At 39.8% G+C, this 21,319-nt stretch carries 17 protein-coding genes and 4 tRNA genes; 10 read left to right on the top strand and 11 right to left on the bottom strand.

Features of this window, described 5'->3' with window-relative positions:
* Positions 1-5: 5 nt before the first annotated feature.
* The 5 genes from AC1PJ9_RS04665 to AC1PJ9_RS04685 form a co-directional block, all read right to left on the bottom strand.
* Complete coding sequence (locus tag AC1PJ9_RS04665; RefSeq protein WP_311086532.1) at positions 6-1,505, bottom strand: UDP-N-acetylmuramoyl-L-alanyl-D-glutamate--2,6-diaminopimelate ligase; 1,500 nt, start codon at positions 1,503-1,505, stop codon at positions 6-8.
* Positions 1,506-1,508: 3 nt separating this feature from the next.
* Positions 1,509-3,341, bottom strand: coding sequence for a penicillin-binding protein PBP3 (gene ftsI, locus AC1PJ9_RS04670; RefSeq protein ID WP_263614742.1), 1,833 nt, complete (start codon positions 3,339-3,341; stop codon positions 1,509-1,511).
* A gap of 11 nt (positions 3,342-3,352) precedes the next feature.
* Positions 3,353-3,685, bottom strand: a complete 333-nt coding sequence (gene ftsL, locus AC1PJ9_RS04675) for a cell division protein FtsL (protein WP_002051754.1) — start codon at positions 3,683-3,685, stop codon at positions 3,353-3,355.
* On the bottom strand, positions 3,685-4,608 hold the full coding sequence (gene rsmH / locus AC1PJ9_RS04680; RefSeq protein WP_032027507.1) for a 16S rRNA (cytosine(1402)-N(4))-methyltransferase RsmH: 924 nt from the start codon (positions 4,606-4,608) through the stop codon (positions 3,685-3,687). The genes ftsL and rsmH overlap by 1 nt, the downstream gene beginning before the upstream one ends.
* A 226-nt stretch (positions 4,609-4,834) precedes the next feature.
* Positions 4,835-5,833, bottom strand: a complete 999-nt coding sequence (locus AC1PJ9_RS04685; RefSeq protein WP_311086533.1) for a sulfate ABC transporter substrate-binding protein — start codon at positions 5,831-5,833, stop codon at positions 4,835-4,837.
* A gap of 399 nt (positions 5,834-6,232) precedes the next feature.
* Between AC1PJ9_RS04685 and AC1PJ9_RS04690 the strand changes: the two genes are divergently transcribed.
* The 8 genes from AC1PJ9_RS04690 to AC1PJ9_RS04725 all read left to right on the top strand — a co-directional run bounded on the left by AC1PJ9_RS04690 (position 6,233) and on the right by AC1PJ9_RS04725 (position 11,317).
* Positions 6,233-6,532, top strand: a complete 300-nt coding sequence (locus AC1PJ9_RS04690) for a DUF4179 domain-containing protein (RefSeq protein WP_311086534.1) — start codon at positions 6,233-6,235, stop codon at positions 6,530-6,532.
* A 117-nt stretch (positions 6,533-6,649) separates the two neighbouring features.
* Positions 6,650-8,158, top strand: coding sequence for a glutamate--tRNA ligase (gltX, locus tag AC1PJ9_RS04695; protein WP_311086535.1), 1,509 nt, complete (start codon positions 6,650-6,652; stop codon positions 8,156-8,158).
* 57 nt (positions 8,159-8,215) lie between these two features.
* Positions 8,216-8,291 (top strand) — tRNA-Ala (locus AC1PJ9_RS04700).
* Between the two features lie 25 nt (positions 8,292-8,316).
* Positions 8,317-8,392 (top strand) — tRNA-Glu (locus AC1PJ9_RS04705).
* 131 nt (positions 8,393-8,523) lie between these two features.
* Positions 8,524-9,942, top strand: coding sequence for an amino acid permease (locus AC1PJ9_RS04710; protein WP_311086536.1), 1,419 nt, complete (start codon positions 8,524-8,526; stop codon positions 9,940-9,942).
* Positions 9,943-10,058: 116 nt separating this feature from the next.
* Positions 10,059-10,943, top strand: a complete 885-nt coding sequence (locus AC1PJ9_RS04715) for a hypothetical protein (RefSeq protein WP_311086537.1) — start codon at positions 10,059-10,061, stop codon at positions 10,941-10,943.
* Positions 10,944-11,077: 134 nt separating this feature from the next.
* Positions 11,078-11,153 (top strand) — tRNA-Glu (locus AC1PJ9_RS04720).
* Positions 11,154-11,241: 88 nt separating this feature from the next.
* Positions 11,242-11,317: transfer RNA gene (locus tag AC1PJ9_RS04725), tRNA-Glu, on the top strand.
* 93 nt (positions 11,318-11,410) lie between these two features.
* On the opposite strand, the gene AC1PJ9_RS04730 is transcribed toward AC1PJ9_RS04725, so the two are convergent.
* Complete coding sequence (locus AC1PJ9_RS04730; protein WP_311086538.1) at positions 11,411-12,358, bottom strand: hypothetical protein; 948 nt, start codon at positions 12,356-12,358, stop codon at positions 11,411-11,413.
* 273 nt (positions 12,359-12,631) lie between these two features.
* Here AC1PJ9_RS04730 and AC1PJ9_RS04735 point away from each other — a divergent pair, with 273 nt between their 5' ends.
* The gene (locus AC1PJ9_RS04735; RefSeq protein ID WP_002051673.1) at positions 12,632-12,970 is read left to right on the top strand and encodes a zinc-ribbon domain-containing protein; all 339 of its coding nucleotides are present in this window, start codon (positions 12,632-12,634) and stop codon (positions 12,968-12,970) included.
* A gap of 18 nt (positions 12,971-12,988) precedes the next feature.
* On the opposite strand, the gene AC1PJ9_RS04740 is transcribed toward AC1PJ9_RS04735, so the two are convergent.
* The 5 genes from AC1PJ9_RS04740 to AC1PJ9_RS04760 all read right to left on the bottom strand — a co-directional run bounded on the left by AC1PJ9_RS04740 (position 12,989) and on the right by AC1PJ9_RS04760 (position 20,296).
* Positions 12,989-13,945: a cation diffusion facilitator family transporter gene (locus AC1PJ9_RS04740; RefSeq protein WP_004705149.1), complete on the bottom strand. Its 957-nt coding sequence runs from the start codon at positions 13,943-13,945 to the stop codon at positions 12,989-12,991.
* Positions 13,946-14,077: 132 nt separating this feature from the next.
* Positions 14,078-17,236 carry an efflux RND transporter permease subunit gene (locus tag AC1PJ9_RS04745; RefSeq protein ID WP_311086539.1) on the bottom strand — a complete coding sequence of 1,053 codons (3,159 nt, stop codon included), beginning with the start codon at positions 17,234-17,236 and terminating at the stop codon, positions 14,078-14,080.
* Positions 17,226-18,434: an efflux RND transporter periplasmic adaptor subunit gene (locus AC1PJ9_RS04750; RefSeq protein ID WP_311086540.1), complete on the bottom strand. Its 1,209-nt coding sequence runs from the start codon at positions 18,432-18,434 to the stop codon at positions 17,226-17,228. The genes AC1PJ9_RS04745 and AC1PJ9_RS04750 overlap by 11 nt, the downstream gene beginning before the upstream one ends.
* Positions 18,434-19,843, bottom strand: coding sequence for a TolC family protein (locus AC1PJ9_RS04755; RefSeq protein ID WP_311086541.1), 1,410 nt, complete (start codon positions 19,841-19,843; stop codon positions 18,434-18,436). The genes AC1PJ9_RS04750 and AC1PJ9_RS04755 overlap by 1 nt, the downstream gene beginning before the upstream one ends.
* A gap of 57 nt (positions 19,844-19,900) precedes the next feature.
* Positions 19,901-20,296, bottom strand: a complete 396-nt coding sequence (locus AC1PJ9_RS04760) for a cation efflux protein, CzcI-like (protein WP_343568854.1) — start codon at positions 20,294-20,296, stop codon at positions 19,901-19,903.
* A 157-nt stretch (positions 20,297-20,453) separates the two neighbouring features.
* Between AC1PJ9_RS04760 and AC1PJ9_RS04765 the strand changes: the two genes are divergently transcribed.
* On the top strand, positions 20,454-21,146 hold the full coding sequence (locus AC1PJ9_RS04765) for a YidX family protein (protein WP_311086542.1): 693 nt from the start codon (positions 20,454-20,456) through the stop codon (positions 21,144-21,146).
* The last annotated feature ends 173 nt before the right edge of the window (positions 21,147-21,319 follow it).

Below are 21,319 nucleotides of genomic sequence, written 5' to 3' on the forward strand. Positions count from 1 at the left end.
TTTTCCTATTGTGCAGGGTAAGCAGCATCTACCGTATGATGTTGTGCATCAATCGCAGAACGCACTTCAACCACATCATCAAACCAGTGACGCACACCATTAATTTCTTGATAATTTTCATGTCCTTTACCGGCAATCACCACAATGTCACCAGCTTGAGCTTGCTCTGCAACAAATTTAATGGCTTCACGTCGGTCATGAATTTCATGCATACGATGCCCTGAAAAATCGATTCCTTGCTTCATGTCAGCAAAAATCTGTTCAGGGTCTTCTGTTCTTGGGTTATCTGAAGTCAAAATAACCGGATTTGCGCCATCTAAAGCAGCTTGGGTCATGAGTGGACGCTTACCACGATCACGATCACCACCACATCCAAATACTGCCCAAAGCTCATTAGAAACATGACGCTTTAATGTTTTAAGCACTTGAATCAATGCATCTGGCGTATGAGCATAATCGACTACAAATAGTCGCTCATCATCACGAATGACTTGCATTCGGCCTGGGGCACCAACTAGTTTAGGAACAAAATCAACTAATGCTTGTAAATCGAAACCAGCTTGCTCAGCAGCTATGAGTGCAGCAATCAAATTTTCAACATTGAAATGACCTAATAGCGGACTTTCTACCGCAAATGAACCTTGCAGCCCCATCAAATTAAAGGTTGCACCTGCCAAGCTATAACTTAAATCGGTAATGTAATAATCAGCTGTATTTTGAGTAAGCGAATAAGTCAAAATTTTAGGTTGTGCTGGATTATTCTGTGCAGACTTAATCATTAAATCTGCATGAGCATCATCTAGATTAATCACAGCAACTTTTAACGAATTAAACTGGAACAAACGAGCCTTTGCTTCTGCATAAGCTTCTAGGGTGCCATGATAATCGAGGTGGTCACGACTTAAATTACTATAAACAGCAATTTCAATATCACAACCATTTAGTCGGCCCTGCTCAAGACCATGTGAACTCGCTTCTAAAGAAGCAAAAGTTGCACCCTGCTTAGCATAAGCATGTAATTCATTTTGTAATTGTAGAGCATCAAGAGTGGTATGCGTAGAAGGTGTCAAGTTCGGTAAAATACCATTACCAGTCGTCCCCATCACTGCACAGCGCTGCTGTTGTGAACTAATTAACTCAGCAATTAAGCGAGAAATAGTCGTTTTACCATTCGTTCCTGTTACAGCAATAATCCGTAATGGTTTAACTGTATCAGTCTGTTGTAAATAACGTTTTTGCCACTCACCCATGCGCTGGCGCACATCAGGACATACCCACTCATTTGCCACACCTAATTCGGTTTCACTAATAACAGCGAGCGCTCCATTTGCTAAAGCTGCTTCAGCAAATGTACGTGTTTTTTCAGGTTGGCTATAACTGGTCAAAGCAATAAAAATTTGGCCTGTTTCGATTTTACGACTATCTAAACCAAAGCCATGAAATGGCTGGTGAGGCCATTGAGCATCAATCCCGATTGGATTAATTTCTTGAAAAGAAACAGTCATAGCTTACCTGCGAGTAGGATTCTGTGGAGTATTAAGTGGCTTATCAAGCGGCACGTTCATTAAACGTAGCGACTCTTGCATAATACGAGCAAAAACTGGGGCAGCAACCAAACCACCGTAATAACGACCTTGTGGATTTTCCACAACCACAATAACAGCTAGACGCGGATCACTGATTGGTGCAACGCCGGCAAATAAAGCACGATATTCACTATTTGAGTAACCCTTACCATCAGCACGCAATTTATGAGCGGTACCTGTTTTACCACCTACTCGATAGCCTGGAATATTGGCTTGTGTCGCTGTACCACCCGGCATAGTCACTTGCTCAAGCATTAACAAGACTTGATCAGCAATTTTCGGATTAAGAACCTGCTCACCCTTAGGTGCCTGATCTAATTTATGCAAGCTTAATGGCATTTTTACGCCATGATTTGCAAGCATGGCATAGCCTTGAGCCAATTGAAGGATAGTTGCGTTTAGACCATAACCATAAGCCATAGTACCAATTTGAGAAGAGTTTAATTTACTTACAGGAAGTACTAAACCAGAACTTTCCCCTGGGAACTTCACAGCAGAACGCTTACCAAAACCAACACGATTAAAGAAGGTCGGCAATGTCTCTTTTGGAAGTGATAATGCAATTTTTGCAGAACCCACGTTTGAAGACTTAATAATGACGCCTGTTACGGTCAAAGTCCCGTAGTTATGGGTATCACGAATGGTATGCCAACCTAAACGCATTGAACCAGGTGAGGTATTTACAATGGTATTTGGTGTGTATTGACCCGTTTCTAAAGCAGCAGAAATTGTGAATGGCTTCATGGTTGAACCCGGCTCGAACATATCGATCGCACCACGGTTACGCATAGCATCCTTATTAGACAAGCCATTCTTATCATTCGGGTTATAAGATGGCCAACTGGTCATAGCCAAAATCTCACCCGTTTTAACATCAACCGCAATAGCCGTTGCTGAACGTGCATTATTTGCGACACCAGCTGCCGTCAATTCACGGTACATAATGTACTGTAAGCGAGAGTCGATACTTAAAGTGATATTTTCACCTGGTTCACCCTCACGGATTACTTCAGAAACTTTTAAACGGTTTCCGCGCTTATCACGAATAATTTTTTGTTCGCCATCTACTCCGGAAAGCTGCTTATTCAGCTGCATTTCCAAGCCTTCAACCCCCTGACCTTCACTGTTGGTCAAGCCAATAATTTGAGCATTTGGCTGTGGTTGCGGATAATAACGTTTATAAGTTTTTTCTGCGTAAACCCCTTGGAAGTTACCTTTCATAATGAGGTCGGCTTGTTGCGGTGGTACTTCTTTTTTCAAAACCAAATAGCGAGAACGCGGACGTGCATTCATCTGTTTTTTAAGATCAGCACGGTCAACACCGACCACATCGGCAAGCTCATCTAGGTTTAAATTTTTATCTGGTAACTGGCGTTTTAATTTACGATTTTTCGGATCTTGTTTTAGTTCAGCGGTAATTTGATCGTATAAATGTTTGGTTTCAAAATAATCACGTGGGTCCATCACAATTTTCATGATTGGACTACTAATCGCTAAAGGTACACCGTGACGATCACTAATCACACCACGCATGGCTTCTACACGTTCAGTACGCAAAATATTGGCATTGGCCTTATTTTGTAAAAAGTCCTTATTAATAATTTGAACGTAAAATGCACGTGCAATTAATACCACAAAACACAGGAGCACCACTGCCCAGAGCAGATAAAACCGCCACATATCAAAGGCAAGACTTGGTTTTTCCGAAATAGACTGCTGTTTTTTTCGTGTTTGCTTTGTTCGCTTATCTACCATACAGCAAGGCCTTACTTATTTTGCTCTGAGGTCATCGGTAAAGAAATTACCACCGTTTCTGCAGCCGGTGGCGAAAACATTCGTAATTGTGTCACAGCACGCGTACCAATTTGAGCAGTCGCACCAAATGTTTGTTGCTCAATCAATAAACGTCCCCATTCAGCATTGAGGTCGTCACGTTCACGCATATAAGAGCTTAACTCTCTATAATCATGACGGTATTCAAATACCTGTAATACCACCATCATGGCACTGATAAAAACCAATGCCACCATGACTGTATATATCACAACTTTTTTGACCACTTTATTTTCTGTGGTTTCGATTTCATCACTGCTTTTCATTACGCGCCTTTTTGTTCCAAGCGTTCAGCAACCCGAAGCCATGCACTACGTGAACGTGGGTTCGCTTTTACTTCTTCTTCACTCGCACGAACCCGTGAAATTTTCTTTAATCTTCTGGTATCAACTTGTTGTTGAGGCATACCCCAACCAGAGTCCTCTGCAAGCGTTGATTCTTTTTGAATAAACTGTTTGATCAACCGGTCTTCAAGCGAATGGAAGCTGATCACAGACAAACGTCCTTTTGGTTTAAGCAAGTCTACAGCTTGCGGCAAAAACACTTCAATATCATCTAGTTCTTTGTTAATAGCAATACGAATTGCCTGAAAAGTACGCGTAGCCGGATGCTTATGTTTTTCCCATTTTGGATGGGCTGTTTTTACAAGTTCAGCCAATTGTGCTGTCGTATCTAATTTTCCAGCCTGTTTAATTGCTTTAGCAATACGTCGACTATATCGTTCTTCACCATATTGATAAATGATATTCGCCAACTGCTCCTCTTCAATTTCAAGCAACCACTCGGCAGCCGTCAATCCTTTAGAGTTATCCATACGCATGTCCAAAGGACCATCTTGCATAAAACTAAAGCCGCGTTCAGCTTGATCTAATTGAGGAGAAGACACACCTAAGTCTGCCATAATTCCATCGACACTTTGCACCCCAATTTCCTGCATTTTTTCTTTAATTTCAGCAAAACTTGCATGAATAATGGTAAATCTTGGGTCTTCTTGTGCTAAAGCAGCCGCAACTTCCAGAGCTTGAGGGTCTTTATCAAAGGCATATACTCGAGCATTTTCATCGAGTTTAGACAATAATAAGCGCGTATGCCCGCCTCGTCCAAAGGTTGCATCGATATACACCCCAGTTGTGCGATCTGCCAATAAGCTTTCAACGGTCTCAAAAAGTAAGACAGAAATATGCGACATAGGAGTTAAATCATAGCGTAAAAATGTAACTGCACATTATCACCTTGTTTATGATGAACACCAAACGGCTTTTTGTAGGAAAATATTAATTTTTCATAGAGAAAACCGTTTTCTTTGCATTTTTTAAGCAAAATAAAAAAGCAAGCTCACCTTTTCAGGTTCACTTGCTTCAATATTAAAAGTTTAAGTAATCTTTAAACGGCTACTCTAGCTATATTTATCTTTACTATTTCCCTTCATAAATCTGATCGAAGATGGCTCCATTGGCAAAGTGAGTTTGCTGAGCTTTTGCCCACCCACCAAAAACATCATTAATCGTAAATAATTTAATTTTTGGAAATTGTGCTGCATATTTTGCAGCGACCTGAGGATTACGTGGTCGGAAGTAATGTTTAGCGGCCAACTCTTGTCCTAAAGGTGAATATAAAAAGTTAAGATAGCCTTTTGCCAAGGTACGGTTACCGTCCTTGTCGACTGTTTTATCTACAATCGCAACAGAAGGCTCTGCCAAAATTGAAATGGATGGATAAACAATTTCATATTTATCTTTATCAAGCCCTTTAGTTGCCAATAATGCTTCATTCTCCCAAGAGAGTAGAACGTCTCCAATTCCACGCTCAGCAAATGTAGTCAGCGAACCACGTGCCCCAGAATCTAGCACTTTGACATTGTGATAAAGTTTTTTAACCAGCTCTTTTGCTTTGGCATCATTTCCACCCGGCTGTTTTAAAGCATATCCCCATGCAGAAAGATAAATCCAGCGCGGTGCTCCCCCCGTTTTCGGATTAGGCGTAATAATTTCAACACCAGGTTTAGTTAAGTCATTCCAATCACGAATATTTTTTGGATTACCTTTCCTAACCAGAAAAACAACTGTGGAGGTATAGGGCGCAGAGTTATTAGGAAACTCTTTTTGCCAGTTCGGCTGGATATATCCGGCTTTAACAATTTCATCAATATCATTCGCTAAAGCCAAAGTCACCACATCTGCTTGAAGGCCTGTCGCTACAGCTCGAGCCTGTTTCCCAGAGCCACCATGGGATTGTTTAAAATCAACGTCCTGACCTGTACGTTGCTTCCAGAACTTTCCAAAAGCCTGATTATATTCTTGATAAAATTCGCGAGTTGGATCATAAGAAACATTTAAAAATGTAGTCGCAGCCTGTACTGCACTTATGGCTAACCCCATATATGTAGCGACCGCAATTATTGCTATTCTTTTCATTTATAAAAACCAATTTCATTTTTAAACTATACTATATTTTTATGTTTTCATTTTTCCATCAAATACTTATAACAATTCAAGGTTTACTAATCACTTTAAACGATATAAATTTTGCTTAGTTTTTACTCATAATTTCGAAAAGTTTTGTAATTATTCTTATAGTTTATTTATAGTCTTCACTTTATCTACACATTAATTTGTTAAATAATGAGACGTAATGGATACAGATAGGATACATTTGAAAGATACCAAGGTGAAATAAAGGTGTTTTTTGTAAAAAGTGTGACATAGTTCTACTTTTTTATTAAAATTTATGTTTGAATCGTAGCGTTACCGTAATTTACATTTGGTTAAACTCAAAAAATAGACGAAATGTACGTACTGAGGGGATGAGTAAAAATGAAAACTAAGTATGGAAAAGCTTTGAGTTTGGGTTTGGTGCTCAGTTTTGCATCACAATTATCTGTTGCCGCAGCACTCAAAGATACACCGAGCAAAGGCGTTTCCGACCGTCAGTCTTCGCTTATTGAAAAAGCGCTAGACCAACAAAAACGCAATACTATAGCCTTACCATCTACAGATGATGAGCTAAAAGTACTTAACACTATTCGTGTGACACCTACTCAAAATTTTCTTGCTGCACAGCATGAACGTTTTTCACGTTTTGTTCAGGCAATTTTCCAGCCACATACTTCTTAATATTTGAAACGGCCCCTCATCGTTTCAAATTAAGCCCAGTCTGCCGTTAAATAAAAACGTCAGAATACTGGGCTTTTTCGTTATAATAGTTTCAATTTTTATTTTGACCCATTATCTATGAAAGTTCGTACTCGTATTGCACCTTCTCCTACTGGTTTCCCTCATGTTGGTACTGCCTACATTGCCTTATTCAACATGTGTTTTGCGAAACAACATGGCGGGGAATTTATTTTAAGAATTGAAGATACAGACCAACTTCGCTCTACACCAGAATCTGAAAAAATGATTTTAGATTCTTTACGCTGGTTAGGTTTAAACTGGTCTGAAGGTCCAGATGTGGGTGGTCCTCACGCACCTTATCGCCAATCAGAGCGCATGGGAATTTATAAGCAATACGCGTTAGAACTTGTTGAAAAAGGTCATGCTTTTTACTGTTTCGCGACAGCAGAAGAACTAGATCAGATGCGTGCTGAACAGCAAGCACGTGGTGAAACACCAAAATATGATGGCCGTGGCTTAAAGCTTTCTCAAGAAGAAGTTACTCGCCGCCTTGAAGCGGGTGAACCTCATGTCATTCGTATGAAAGTACCAGAAGAAGGTGTATGTAAATTTAATGACTTATTACGCGGGGAAGTAGAAATTCCTTGGGCACAAGTCGACATGCAAGTGCTTCTTAAAACAGATGGTTTGCCAACTTACCATTTAGCAAACGTAGTTGATGACCATTTAATGGAAATCACTCATGTATTACGTGGTGAAGAATGGCTTCCATCTGCACCGAAGCATCAGTTGCTTTACCAATACTTTGGTTGGGAAATGCCAACGCTTTGCCATATGCCATTGTTACGCAACCCAGATAAATCAAAATTATCTAAACGTAAAAACCCAACATCAATTAACTACTACCGCGATATCGGTGTTCTACCAGAAGCCTTACTCAACTATTTAGGCCGTATGGGCTGGTCAATGCCAGATGAGCGTGAAGTATTTACCCTTCAAGACATGATGGATCACTTTGATATCCAACGTGTATCTTTGGGTGGCCCAATTTTTGATGTCGAAAAACTCAATTGGTTAAATGGCCAATGGATTAAAGGCTTAACACCAGGCCAACTATTAGACCGTTTGCTTACTTGGAAAAGTGATCGCAGCACTTTAGAAGACATTGCTGCCGCTATTCAACCACGTATTAATTTACTTTCTGAAGCCGTGAATTGGGCTGGTTTTTACTTTAACCATATGCCACAAATTACAGCCGAAATGTTTGAAAGTAAAAAATTGACTCAAGAACAAGTTCGTCAAAGCCTACAATTTGCAATTTGGCGTCTTGAAGGTCAATTTACTTGGAATAATGACACGGTTAGCCAAACCTTAATGGACTTGGCAAATCAGATGGGTATTAAATTACGTGACTTTATGCCAGCGTTCTTTATTGCAATTGCCGGCTCAACCAGCTCAACACCAGTGATGCAATCAATGGTTACGCTTGGCCCTGATTTAACCTTTGCTCGTTTACGACATGCATTAGAAATTGTGGGTGCACCGAGCAAAAAAGAAGTAAAAATCTGGGAAAAACTCAATGAAAGCTTAAAATTGCCGAAAAATGAAGCAACTAGCGAAGCTTAATTCATTTTTTTATTGACGTGTGGGCGCATTCACCCTAATATTGCGCTCACACAAACTGGGGCCATAGCTCAGTTGGTAGAGCGCTACAATGGCATTGTAGAGGTCAGCGGTTCGATCCCGCTTGGCTCCACCAAGATCCTTTGTGTTTGCCTCATCAAGTCCCTATCGTCTAGAGGCCTAGGACATCGCCCTTTCACGGCGGTAACCGGGGTTCGAATCCCCGTAGGGACGCCATTTTCTTTTTGAAAAATTCATTTTAAAGACTCTTTCGTCACCTTCCTGTCTATTCTTTGACACCTTCTTGATTGCACATTTGTCTATTTTATCTAAAATAGCGTCTTTCTCAAATTCTCTCAATGTGTAATATGCAGCCATCTGACAATCAACTAGATGCTCAGCATCAGAACAGTACTGCACCTTTAAAAAGAGCCATGAGTACTCGCCACCTTGTGATGTTATCGCTAGGGGGAGCAATCGGTACTGGTTTATTTTTAGGTTCAGGGGAAGTCATTTCACAAACTGGACCTATTGGCGCAATTATTGCCTACATTCTTGGGGGTGCGATTGCTTACATGGTTATGCTCTGTTTGGGCGAGCTGGCTGTCCACATGCCTGTTTCTGGCTCTTTTGGTGCATATGCGCAAAAGTACATTAGCCCAAGTACAGGTTACATGATTTCATGGATGTACTGGCTAACTTGGACAGCAACGCTAGGAACCGAGTTTACCGCTGCTGCTCTACTGATGCAGGAATGGTTTCCACAAATTTCAATGTGGATCTGGACACTTATTTTTGCAGTGACTATTTTTGGACTAAATATTAGTTCAACTCGAGTATTCGCCGAGTCAGAGTTCTGGCTAGCACTGGTTAAGGTGGTTACTGTAATTGCGTTTATTGTGCTTGGGTTATTAGCTATTTTTGGTTTAATTCCTTTTCATGGCGCTCAAACTGCTCCTCTGTTTAGTAATTTAACTGCCCAAGGCTGGTTCCCACACGGTTTCCTCCCTATCTTTACGACCATGCTGATTGTGAATTTTGCGTTCTCTGGAACAGAACTGATTGGTGTGGCTGCTGGTGAAACGAAAGATCCTGCACAAAACGTCCCTAAAGCGATTAATGCTGCAATCTGGCGTCTTCTTATCTTCTTTGTAGGCACCATTATTGTGATTAGCGCATTACTTCCTTTCCAGCTTGCAGGCTTAAGCAGTGAAAGTGTAAGTAGCAGTCCTTTCGTTACTGTATTTAATTACATCGGGATTCCATATGCTGATGACATCATTCGTTTTGTAATTATTACGGCACTGCTCTCAGCTGCAAATTCAGGTTTGTATGCAGCTTCACGAATGATGTGGTCTTTATCAGAACAAAAACTACTTCCAAGTGTATTTGCCACACTTTCAAAAAGTGGAACACCTATTGTTGCTTTGGTTGTTACCATGTTTGGCGCAATTCCAGGTTTGTTATCGGAACAGTTTGCACCTGAAACCATCTTTAAAAACTTACTCGGTGTTGCAGCTTTTACCATGGTTATTGTCTGGATGAGTATTTGTTTAAGTCAGTTCAATTTCCGCCGCCAATGGTATAGATCAGGTCATACAGTTAAAGATTTAAAATATGCGGCACCACTATTCCCTATCGTTCCAATTTTAGGTTTTCTTTTCTGCTTTATTACCTGTTTAAGTATGGCAGCTGACCCTCAAATGCGAGCAGGTTTTGTAGGTTGCTTAATTTTTACTGCTTTATGCTATGTAAGTTACTTTATTTTTTATCGCGACAAAGCTTAAGTGCTTGTAATTAAAAAGTGTAGCAAAAAGCTACACTTTTTTTTGCCTAGATACTGGCTTTATAGAATCTACCGTTGTAGATTAAAATTTATATTAAAAACAATTCTTTGCCTACAATGAAAATTATATTTATCCATGGGATGAATCAGCAGAATTACACAGCACATAGCTTAAAGGAGCATTGGCTAAAAGTATTTAAACTGGGCTTAAAACAATTACATTGTAGAGTTAATTTAAGAGATCTACATATACATATGCCATTTTATGGCGATTTAATGACGAAATATCAATTATCCAATCAATTAGACCTAAACACCTTACTTCCAAAATCTTTTAACTTTCACTTGCCTATCCACTTAAACCAACAACCCCCTACACTTAAGGAACATACTCCTTTTGTTCCTCAGCTTCCGCTTTCCCCAGATCAACCAGCAGAAAGCTTATCAGAACGCCTATATCTAACCTCTCAGTTAGTAAAAGACCGTGTTCTTAAGGAAATGGTAGTCCTTTTAAATAGTTTTCCAAAACTACACGAGAGCTTAATTCAACAATTCTTAATTGAAACGTATATGTATTTATCAAATCCTGATTTTATGCATGAAGTTCACCAAAGAATTTTAAAACAAATGCACGATGATGAAGACTGCATTGTAGTTGCACACTCTTTGGGTTCTGTGATTGCATTTCACTTATTATCAGATCCGGCTTATCATTTTTCAATACAACGCTTTGTTACCTTGGCTTCACCACTTTCTTTTCGGGTGATCCAAAGTAAACTTCCCATTCCGATTGAACGACCAAAATGCCTCAATGGTGATTGGTATAATTTCTACTCAAAAGATGATTTTTTAACCGCTTTCCCGTTAAGTGAAGCACCTTTTGATTTTACCCCACCCATCATTAATCAAGAGATTTTTACTTTTGCTAACCAGCCCCATGAAATTGTTGGTTACTTACAGCATCATGAAGTTATCAAAGCCATTATTGAACCTTTTCAATAAAAATAAGCCATAAATGCCTATATTTTCTACAATTTGAGTTATTTTTAAGCGCTTGACCGTTTTTTTTAATATTTCTTCATAAAACTATTTGACACTTTTATTAAATCGACCTAATATACGCCCACCTCTGAAACGTCCCTATCGTCTAGAGGCCTAGGACATCGCCCTTTCACGGCGGTAACCGGGGTTCGAATCCCCGTAGGGACGCCACTAAATTCGAGGAAAAGCAAAGATTAATTATCTTTGTCGAGAATTTAGGTAAGCAGTTTACTGTATACAGGTAACTAGCCTCATATAAGTCCCTATCGTCTAGAGGCCTAGGACATCGCCCTTTCACGGCGGTAACCGGGGTTCGAATCCCCGTAGGGACGCCAAATTCTAAAAAGCCACTGCATAACGACAGTGGCTTTTTTCTTATCTAGACAATAAAAAAAGCTGATCATCAATCAGCTTCTCATGAAGATAATTTAATTCGCAATTCCAACTTGAACTTCAAGACGACCTGATTGAACTCGCAAACCTTTTATTTCAAACTGATCTACCAATTGCTGTACAAGCTCACGGCTTTCTCTCAAAATATTAAGCCCCGGTAAAATACTAAAGTCGGTTAAGTTTAAAAGCTTCTCGACCATCCAGGAACGGTTATTAATGAAGTCAATAAATCCTGCCTGTTCAAGGTCAATAAACCACATCCGATGACCATCACGCTGAATGCCTGGAATATCACGAATCAAATGATTAATCAGCGATGGTATAGGCAACATATTAATGACTTCAAAACCAACTCGTCCAATTCGACGCACAGCCCAATTGGAAAAAGTTCCCCCATGACGAATTTGCACATCTAAACTTTCATCCATTTGGCGTAAGCGTAAAAATTTTTCTTGCCCAATTCGACATTCCAACACACGGAAATCTAAACTAAGTCGATATATAAAACGGTGATAGTGTCCATCTATTTCAACCTGAAATCGATCGTTCCCACACTGAACTTTAATATCATCAATTTCTGAACGATCTATTCGTTTACGAATTTGACTGTTTAACAGCATTTCAGGCAAATATAAATTCAGCGTACTTTTCCCTAGAAAAGTACGGGCCATAATTAACGCAACTTGCCGCGCAGTTTCGCTCGTTTCAGACACCATGTCTCTAACAGTTCCAGCTGCCAGATTGGTCATGCCAACAACCCCTCGCTTTGTATGAGTTGTTACATGGTCTAAAGCATCTAAAGCTGCATCTGCAACCTCTGCAAGATTACGTGTCGTATCACTAGCAAAGCCAACTGCATCATGAGCATGTTGCAAGGTCTTATGCAGCAATCGGCGTGAGAATGACAGTTTTATAGGGTCAGGGGCCCCTGAAACTGTTGATGTCGTTATAGGCTCCGACTTATTGTCATCTTCTTGACCCAAGTCCTTCTCCTTTTTATATTTCTTTCGCATCCTACTAATAAGCTTTTCAGCTCATTTCCAGTGTTGAATACACTTGGTTTTTATCTAGATTAGCATGCTCTACAGTATTATTTTAACTTTTATGTGTACGCATAAATCATCATTTTTTTATATATCCTTGTTTCAAAAAAGTATTTTATATCTCATTTTCACGCCACTTTTTAAAAACCCTACAATTTTTTTCCTTTCTTTGCATTTCCGTTAGAATAGATTCAAATTTAATGTGGAGCTGTCATGCAATATCGTTGCCCTCAATGTCAAAGTGTTAAAATTATGCCTGTAAGCCAAGGTGTTAACAGTGCCAAGCCTGTTGTGCCTAAAAGCTTAGTGATTTTAGTTCCTGCCATTTTTGTACTATTACTCTTGGTGGTGATTAGTATTTTTATGTGGATTTTTGGCAATGGTGCAGGCACTTCTCTACAAATTGCAACGGTCGTTGTTTTTGTTGTGACTTTAGGGGCAGGTTTTATGTTCTGGCGTGATCTGCCGGACTTTAAATTGTCTATGCAAGCATTTATGCAGTCACAAAAACACTGGAAATGTCGTGACTGCAATCACGAATGGGAAATTTAAAAAAGTATTCACATCAGCTTAGTGCTGATGTGAATGTTCTTTGTCAGTCTCATCATGTTCATGTGAAGCATGTTGAGCAATATGCTGGCAATTGATCTCGGCATCATCTTCAATTTGCAATGTCACTTCGCCAATACCATGCTCATGGGAAAGCATTTCAACAGCATCTTGATAAAGCTTGGTGCGATCAGCGTCAGGTGCAAATAAATGCACAGTTAAATGGATGTTTTTAGAAGTAATCGCCCATACCTTGAGTTGGTGAATACTTTCAACACCATTTAAAGACAGTAAATCTGCACGTAACTTTTCAATATCGACTTCTTCGGGTACACCTTCGAGCAAAATATTGATACTTTGTTTAAGTAAAACCCATGTTCTTGGTAATACCCAAAAACCAATCAGTACCGCAATAATCGTATCGACCCAGTACCAGTTGGTGAAATAAATCACAACTGCACCAATGATAACGCCAACCGAGCCTAGCGCATCACTCAATACCTCTAAATAAGCACCTTTCACATTTAGGCTGTTATTGGCACTCGACATGAGGATTTTCATTGAGATGAGGTTAATCACCAAACCAATGGTTGCTACAATGAGCATGCCCACACTTTGAATTTCAGGCGGCTTAGAGAAGCGGATATAAGCTTCATATAAAATATAAATCGCTACCACGAACAGCATGAGCGCATTAAACAATGCAGCCAGAATTTCAAAGCGCTGATAACCAAAAGTACGTTTATTATCAGCTGGACGCTTTGCGATCTGAATTGCAACCAAAGCAATTGCCAGAGCAGCAGCATCAGTAAACATATGCGCAGCATCGGAGAGTAATGCCAAACTTTGCGTGATTAAACCAGCTACGACCTCAACAATTAAAAATGTTGAAGTCAGTGCTAAAGCAATCATTAATTTCTTAGCATTACCTTCAGTCACTACAGCATGACTATGATCATGACCATGTTGTCCACCCATTTTGCGGACTCCTTATTATTTATCTTTATGGAGAGGTAAAAGTAACGATAGATACATTTTTTACTTTTACCTCTTTCAAACACTTTTTTGAATTGACGCTTTCATCAAAAAAGATATCTCAAAACGATGACATTATGAATGCTCAGCGTTTTTTGCTTTGCTTTCATTCATCCATCGGTAAATCACTGGTAATAAAACCAAAGTTAATATCGTAGATGAAATAATGCCACCAATTACAACCGTTGCCAAAGGTCGTTGTACTTCTGCTCCGGTTCCTGTCGCCAAGGCCATCGGAATGAAACCAAGTGAAGCTACGAATGCTGTCATTAATACTGGACGTAATCGTAATACCGCTCCTTTCCAAGTTGCCGCATGAACATCTAAAGTTGTTCTCAGCTCTTTAATAAACGTGAGCATGACCAGACCATTCAATACAGCAACACCCGATAAAGCGATGAACCCAACCCCAGCAGACATGGAAAGTGGAATATCCCTCAACCATAAAGCGACTAATCCACCAGATAAAGCGAAAGGAACACCACTAAATACCAGTAAGCTATCTTTAAAATTGCTAAATACAGCCATCAGCAACACAAAGATCATGATGAGTGCCATAGGTACGACGATTTGCATTCTTGCAGTAGCAGAAGCAAGATTCTCAAACTGTCCGCCATAGCCTAACCAATAACCGCTAGGTAACTTTTGCTGTGATAGCTTGCTTTGCATTTCTTGTACAAAAGACCCAAGGTCCCGATCACGCACATTTGCTGTCACAACAACACGGCGTTTACCATTTTCACGACTTACTTGAGCAAGGCCTAAAATATTCTCAACCTTTGCGACGTCTTGTAACTGAATCAGACCTCCATTTGGTAAGCGAATCGGTAACTGAGCTAACTGCTGAGGTGTACGCATGTTTTCCTGTAGGCGGATCACAAAATCGAAACGTCTATCGCCCTGTAAAATTTGCCCTACACTCTGTCCACCAATGCTAGCAGCGACAATATTCTGAATCGATTTAACTGATAATCCGTATTGGGCAGCCAATGCATGATCAACATCTACATTCAGTAATGGTAAACCGTCAGTCTGTTCAACTTTGACTTCACTAGCACCTTGAATACTACGTAATTGTTGAGCTATTTTCTCTGCTTCCTGATTGAGGACCTGCATATCATCCCCAAAAACTTTCACGCCAATATCACTTCGTACACCTGAAATAAGCTCATTAAAACGTAGTTCAATTGGTTGTGAGAATTCACTGTTATTACCAGGAATCTGGTTCACGAATTGCAGCATTCTGGCACGCAATTCATCTATTGTTTCTTTAGGGTTTGGCCACTGATCGTGTGGTTTTAATAGCACAATACCATCAGAAATATTAGGAGGCATCACATCCGTAGCAACCTCGGCCGTTCCTGTTCTTGCAAAAATGGCTTTAATTTCGGGAAAAGCTTTCAATAACTGCTTTTCCACATTCTCCTGAATCTTAAGCGACTCTTCTATGCCAGTGCTCGGTGCACGCATGAGTTGCAACGCAAAATCACCTTCACTTAACTGAGGTGCGAACTCACTTCCTACTCTTGTTGCAATTGCACTTGTTAAAATCAAGATGCTGACCGCTGCTGTAACAACAACATATCGAAAGGCATAAGCTTTATCGAGTAAGCCTGCATAACCTTTTTTTAAGGTCATCATCCAACGACTTTCTTTTTCCTTCACTTCACCCGTAACAAACAAAGCGACAGCAGCCGGCACAAAGGTCACAGATAGAATAATTGCTCCCAATAGCGCTAGGACAACCGTCATTGCCATAGGATGGAACATTTTTGCTTCTACGCCTGCCAGAGCAAAAATTGGTAGGTATACGACCATAATAATGATCTGACCAAATATTAATGGCCGTCGTGCCTGTTTAGCTGCGAGGAAGACCTCTGTAAAACGTTCTGAACGTGTTAATAAACGACCTTTTAAATGCTGTGCTTCAGCTAAACGCCGAATACAGTTTTCAACAATAACAACTGCCCCATCTACAATGATCCCGAAGTCCAAAGCTCCCAAGCTCATGAGGTTAGCACTGATTTTTTGTTCTGCCATACCCGTTAAGGTAAAAAGCATTGCCAAGGGAATAATACAAGCGGTGATTAAAGCAGCGCGAAAGTTTCCTAAAAAAATGAAAAGGATAACAATGACTAAAATCGCCCCTTCAATCAAATTTTTGGCTACCGTTTTAATCGCTTTATCTACGAGACTACTACGATCATAGACTGTCTCAATCACGACACCCTGAGGGAGTGATTTTTGAATTTCTTGAACTTTCTGATCAATCGCTTTGGCAATAGTTTTACTGTTTTCACCCATCATCATCATGGCGATACCTAAAACAGTTTCCTGCCCATTATAGGTAGCACCACCAGTACGCAAGTCATGACCAATCGATACTGAAGCCACATCAGCAACCCGTATAGGTAAACCGTTTTTAGTTGTGACCGTAACGTTCTGAATGTCTTGTATCGACGTCAGCATACCCGGAACACGAACTGTGAGTTGCTGACCATTCTCTTCAATAAATCCAGCACCGCGGTTTTCGTTATTATTTTGAAGCGCATCCTGTAAGTCGGTGAGTGGAATCTGCAACTGCTGTAACCGCGTCAGATCTGGTGAAACCACATAGGTTTTGTTATATCCACCAATACTATTAACCTCGGCTACCCCTTGTACGCGTTGTAACTGAGGACGAATAATCCAGTCTTGAATTTCACGTAGATCCATCGCGCTATAGGCTGAACCATCTGCTTTTTTGGCATTTGGCTCTGCTTTTACCACCCACTGATAAATCTCACCGAGTCCAGTTGAAATTGGAGACATTTGCGGATCAATGCTATCGGGTAAAGCACTCTTGGCTTCTTGTAAACGCTGGTTAATCAGCTGTCTTGCCCAGTAAATGTCAGTACCATCTTTAAAGATAATCGTGACCTGAGAAAGACCATATCTGGAAATTGAACGCGTCTGTTCCAGATTTGGAATACCAGACATGGCATTTTCAATCGGATAAGTGATCCTTTGCTCAACTTCTGGTGCCGTAAAACCATTGGCCTGACTATTGATTTGTACCTGCACATTGGTGATATCTGGCACGGCATCAATTGAAAGTTTCTGGTAGCTATAAATTCCAACACCAATCCAAGCAATAACAAACATCATGACCCAGATGGCATTTTTAATTGAAAACTGAATGATCCGATCAAACAAACCTTCAGCCTCTGGCAAATCAGGTTTATTAATGTCCATGCTCAGCCTCCCCTTTTTCAAGTTCGGACTTAAGCAAGAAGCTACCTTGAGTCACATATTGCTGCTTTTCAGTAATTCCTGATTTAACCTCTACCCATTGCGCATCTGAAGAATAGTTGCCTAACACTACCGCAACAGGAGCGAAATGAATTTTGTCCTTCTCCTGTTTTGCAACAAAGACCACATTCTTTCCATCAATCTGTTGTACCGCTGCCTTGTTAACCCGTAATACAGTCGCTGCATTATTTTGTTTCAGTAACACGTTGACCATTAAGTTAGGACGTAATTCTTTTGAAGGTGTCAGCACCTTGGCACGAACCTGTAAACGACCAGTTTGAGTATCCGCTTCTGAAGTTAGGCTTTGCACCTGCGCTTTGAAAATATTATTCGTTTGCAGCGATTTAAATTCAATTTCCTGATTAGGCTGAATATTGGTATTTGCACTTGGTAGCACAAACTCAACCCATAACTGATCTAGGCGATCAATAACAAATAACTGTTTATCAGGACCAATTTGCTCACCAATCACAATATCTTTATTACTGATTACACCGCTTAAAGGTGCAGTTAAAACATATCGACCTTTACTTGAGCGAGTCGCTCCTAAGGCACTTAAACGGCTATTTGCTGCCTGTACCTGAATTTGTGCCTGACGATAAGCATTATAAGCACGCTGATAATCTTGACGTGCTGAAACACCTTGTTCCCACAATTGTTTTTCACGCTGATAATCTTGCTGCGTTAATGTCAGTGCTTCTTGCGCCATGCTTAAGTTAGCTTGTTGATCAACTAAATCTGGTACAAATAAAGTCGCCAGGGCCTGACCCTTTTCAACTTGTTGTCCCAGTGCAACATTTACGCTGTCTACTCGTGCAGAAAAAGTTGAAGAGACATGTGCTTGCTGGTCTGTGTTTACGACAAGTTTGGCAGGATAAGAAAGGCTCTGCTCAACTTCTCCACGCCCTACTTGCTCTAACTTCACGCCATATTCAACCAGTTGCTTAGAAGTCAGATTTAAACTTCCTTCCTCTTTTTCAGACTCACCATGGCCAGCTTCACCTTCTGCATGCCCTTCTTCACTTTTCTCGGTATTGGACTGTTTTTTTCCAGAGAAAAATAGCCAAGCACTTAAAGCAAGACAGATAATCAACAACAAAAGAGCAATAAGCCATTGGTTTTTCATTTTTTTAACTGACATTACTCTGCCCCTCCAACTGTCGGCAACTTATAGGTGTCTTGCCATAAATTTTGATTAATTTGATTTAATGCATCTCCAGACATCACCATATTTGGATCGATCCCGAGGGCTAAACTTTCTGCTTCAATTGCTTTTTGCCAAGCAGATTTAAGGAGTTGAACTTTTTTCAAACGTTGTTCTTGTAATTGAAGGGTAGATTGCTGGACGTCAGTAATTGCAAATTTACCAACTTTAAAGCCAAGCAACATTTTCTCCTGTACCGTCTCTGATAAAGGAATCTGTTGCTCATTCATCAAGTTATATTGCTGCTTCAAACCAGCCAACTCGTACTGTAGGGTACGAATAGAATTCAGACTTTGCTTTTTATAAAAGCTTTGCTGCTGGTCAATTAAATCAAGTTTGCTTCGGGCAGCTTTCAACGCATATTGCTGGCGATTAAAAATATTTAAAGGAACCGCAATACCTACTCGTATCTGATTTTCGGTACTGCTCGTTTCTGCAGTTTTACTACGAACCACGCCCATATTTACGGTAGGCGTAGGGCGATTTTTTGCCTTTAAATAATTAATTTCAGAATTTTGTTGGATTGCTTGAAGCCGCATGGACTGTTCTAACAAATTCTGTTTTAAGTATTGATCGATATCACCTTCATTTTTTAAAGGCCACGCACTTTTTATATCTGGACGTAACGTGAAGTTATCTGCCGTCTCACCCCATAAGTTCGCCAATTTTCTTTTGGCACTACTCAGAGATAATTCAACTTCCTGATACAAACGCTGGTTTTCAACATGCGTCATTAAAGTCCGATCTAAATCAACCTGAGCAATACTGCCCGCCTGAAAACGTAAACGGGTCGCATCTAAAAGGTTTTTACTCGTTCTTAACTGTGCTTTGGCAACTTCATGTTCAAGCTCTAAAATCGATACTTGTGACCATAAATATTTGACTGCCAGCTTTAGCTGAGCCTCATATAAAACCTGATTCAACTCAACTTGGTTTTGCTGAACACTTGCCAGTTTTTTTGCTGCGGAGCGTACACCAAAAATATCTAGTTTTTGCGAGATACCAAGTTCTAGTTCCTGATCTTTTCCAGATTTAAAACCCGTTTGCTGTACAGAAACCGTCGGATTTTCCCATAGCTGGCTCTGTTTGATATTGCTCTCTGCAATGTCTTGTTGAGTTTGCCAAATTCCTGTTTGAGTCTGAAATTGCTTAACCTGATCAAGTACTTGCTCAAACGTTAAAACATTCTGTACACGCTGTGGTTGTGTATTTTCAGTAAGGTTCTGATTTGAACTGGCTGCGTTTGTTACGACACCAGTTGAAAGTGCAACAGCAACAACTAATGATTTAAGTACCCAAGATGTGCTCAGACTAACGAAACGTTTTTCGTATAAAAAAATAGACATACATTAACCCTATGAAATAAATAATATTTCTGGTGGGTTATTTTTCGGCTACCCCACCTATAGCAGGGTTAAAACAGGAGGAGGATCTTGTTTAGAGATATGAGGGGACTTATAAGAATTGGACCAATAATATTGTTGTTTTGGCTCAGATGACTGTATTAACGGTGAAACAATTTTTTCTTGTGCTTCTACAATCACAACATGAAAACACGAAGGTAAATGGTCATGATGATCGGACAAGCTTAAGGGAGCTTTATGCATAGTCCCTTCAACTTCTGTCTTTTCAGTATGACTATGCTGTGAAGCTTCATAACTCAACGCTGCATGATGCCCAAAATGATGTAATGCTTTTTCCTGATTTTCATGGGCGCAAAATGCCGCTGCCACATTCCATAGACTTTGGAATATAAGCAAACAGAATAAGACGGACATGAAAAGTGCAGAACGTGGCAACAGCACACCATTAAACTAAAAAGTTGAACAAAGCCACTATAGCAGGCACCTAGCATGTAATAAAATTACAAAACATTGATTTATTGGTTTCGTTCTTTTCACTTAAAGCTAAGCCATTTTTTATCTTCACAAAAATAATTTTTTAAGAGTAATGTTTATGTATAAAACGTTGACCACTTGCATATTAGCCACTTGTCTTGGCTTAACCGGATGCGCAACATCTATGTTATCGACAGCCCTTCCAAGTGAGACAACTGAGATCAAAACAACCATTTTAAAAACAGATCAAATTATTTCGCTGGGACAAGCAGTGAAAAACCAGCAAGAGCAAGGTCTTGTATTTGTAGGCAAAGACTATAGTTATTTAATGACCGAAGGTAGCTCAGAGTTTTTAAGTATTCTTAAAAATATTCCAGTAAATCAAAGAACTTTAATTATTTCCTCTCCTCTTATGCTTGAAATGGATGATCCCACTCATTTTCATGGTGAACTCAAATTTCAATACAACATTCCTGATTCAAAGTTGAGCGAACAAGAAAAAGAAAATTTAAAAAACTTAGGATTTAAAAATCACTTCATGGTTATGGAGCAACAAACACAACTTTTATATCCTTATGCCATTATTCGTTTTAAAGGCCAAATTTACCAAACCACTGGAACCCTAAAAGCTCAACAAACACTACCTACCCCTTATCCAATTGCCTTACAGCAAAAAGATGAAATAACAAAGAAGCATCCGTTTAAACGTGTAACACGTATGGCGCTTTATCCTTTGGCCCTGGCGTTTGATGTGGTCACGGTAGCTCCATCACTGATTTGGGCAGATTTGCATGGTGACTTTACTAAATAAAAAACTTTTTTCTTAAAATAATCAGCCAGCTCATAAGCTGGCTTTGTTTAAAGAAATTTCTTTTGTTTGATATTTATAAATTTTCTCAAGAGCTTTTTGCTCAAAATAAAAGCTATTTTCTAAGTTTAAAAGCTCTCATTTCAGTCAAGAATGCCACTATTCTTATAGTAATT

This window comes from Acinetobacter sp. 70_2 (assembly GCF_056736115.1).

Coding starts and splice junctions, on each gene's coding strand:
- gltX (WP_311086535.1), top strand. CDS start 6,650: ATGAAAGTTCGTACTCGTATTGCACCTTCTCCTACTGGTTTCCCTCAT.
- AC1PJ9_RS04765 (WP_311086542.1), top strand. CDS start 20,454: ATGTATAAAACGTTGACCACTTGCATATTAGCCACTTGTCTTGGCTTA.
- AC1PJ9_RS04740 (WP_004705149.1), bottom strand. CDS start 13,945: ATGGGTGGACAACATGGTCATGATCATAGTCATGCTGTAGTGACTGAA.
- AC1PJ9_RS04755 (WP_311086541.1), bottom strand. CDS start 19,843: ATGTCTATTTTTTTATACGAAAAACGTTTCGTTAGTCTGAGCACATCT.
- ftsI (WP_263614742.1), bottom strand. CDS start 3,341: ATGGTAGATAAGCGAACAAAGCAAACACGAAAAAAACAGCAGTCTATT.
- ftsL (WP_002051754.1), bottom strand. CDS start 3,685: ATGAAAAGCAGTGATGAAATCGAAACCACAGAAAATAAAGTGGTCAAA.
- AC1PJ9_RS04690 (WP_311086534.1), top strand. CDS start 6,233: ATGAAAACTAAGTATGGAAAAGCTTTGAGTTTGGGTTTGGTGCTCAGT.
- AC1PJ9_RS04665 (WP_311086532.1), bottom strand. CDS start 1,505: ATGACTGTTTCTTTTCAAGAAATTAATCCAATCGGGATTGATGCTCAA.
- rsmH (WP_032027507.1), bottom strand. CDS start 4,608: ATGTCGCATATTTCTGTCTTACTTTTTGAGACCGTTGAAAGCTTATTG.
- AC1PJ9_RS04685 (WP_311086533.1), bottom strand. CDS start 5,833: ATGAAAAGAATAGCAATAATTGCGGTCGCTACATATATGGGGTTAGCC.
- AC1PJ9_RS04715 (WP_311086537.1), top strand. CDS start 10,059: ATGAAAATTATATTTATCCATGGGATGAATCAGCAGAATTACACAGCA.
- AC1PJ9_RS04735 (WP_002051673.1), top strand. CDS start 12,632: ATGCAATATCGTTGCCCTCAATGTCAAAGTGTTAAAATTATGCCTGTA.
- AC1PJ9_RS04710 (WP_311086536.1), top strand. CDS start 8,524: ATGCAGCCATCTGACAATCAACTAGATGCTCAGCATCAGAACAGTACT.
- AC1PJ9_RS04745 (WP_311086539.1), bottom strand. CDS start 17,236: ATGGACATTAATAAACCTGATTTGCCAGAGGCTGAAGGTTTGTTTGAT.
- AC1PJ9_RS04750 (WP_311086540.1), bottom strand. CDS start 18,434: ATGTCAGTTAAAAAAATGAAAAACCAATGGCTTATTGCTCTTTTGTTG.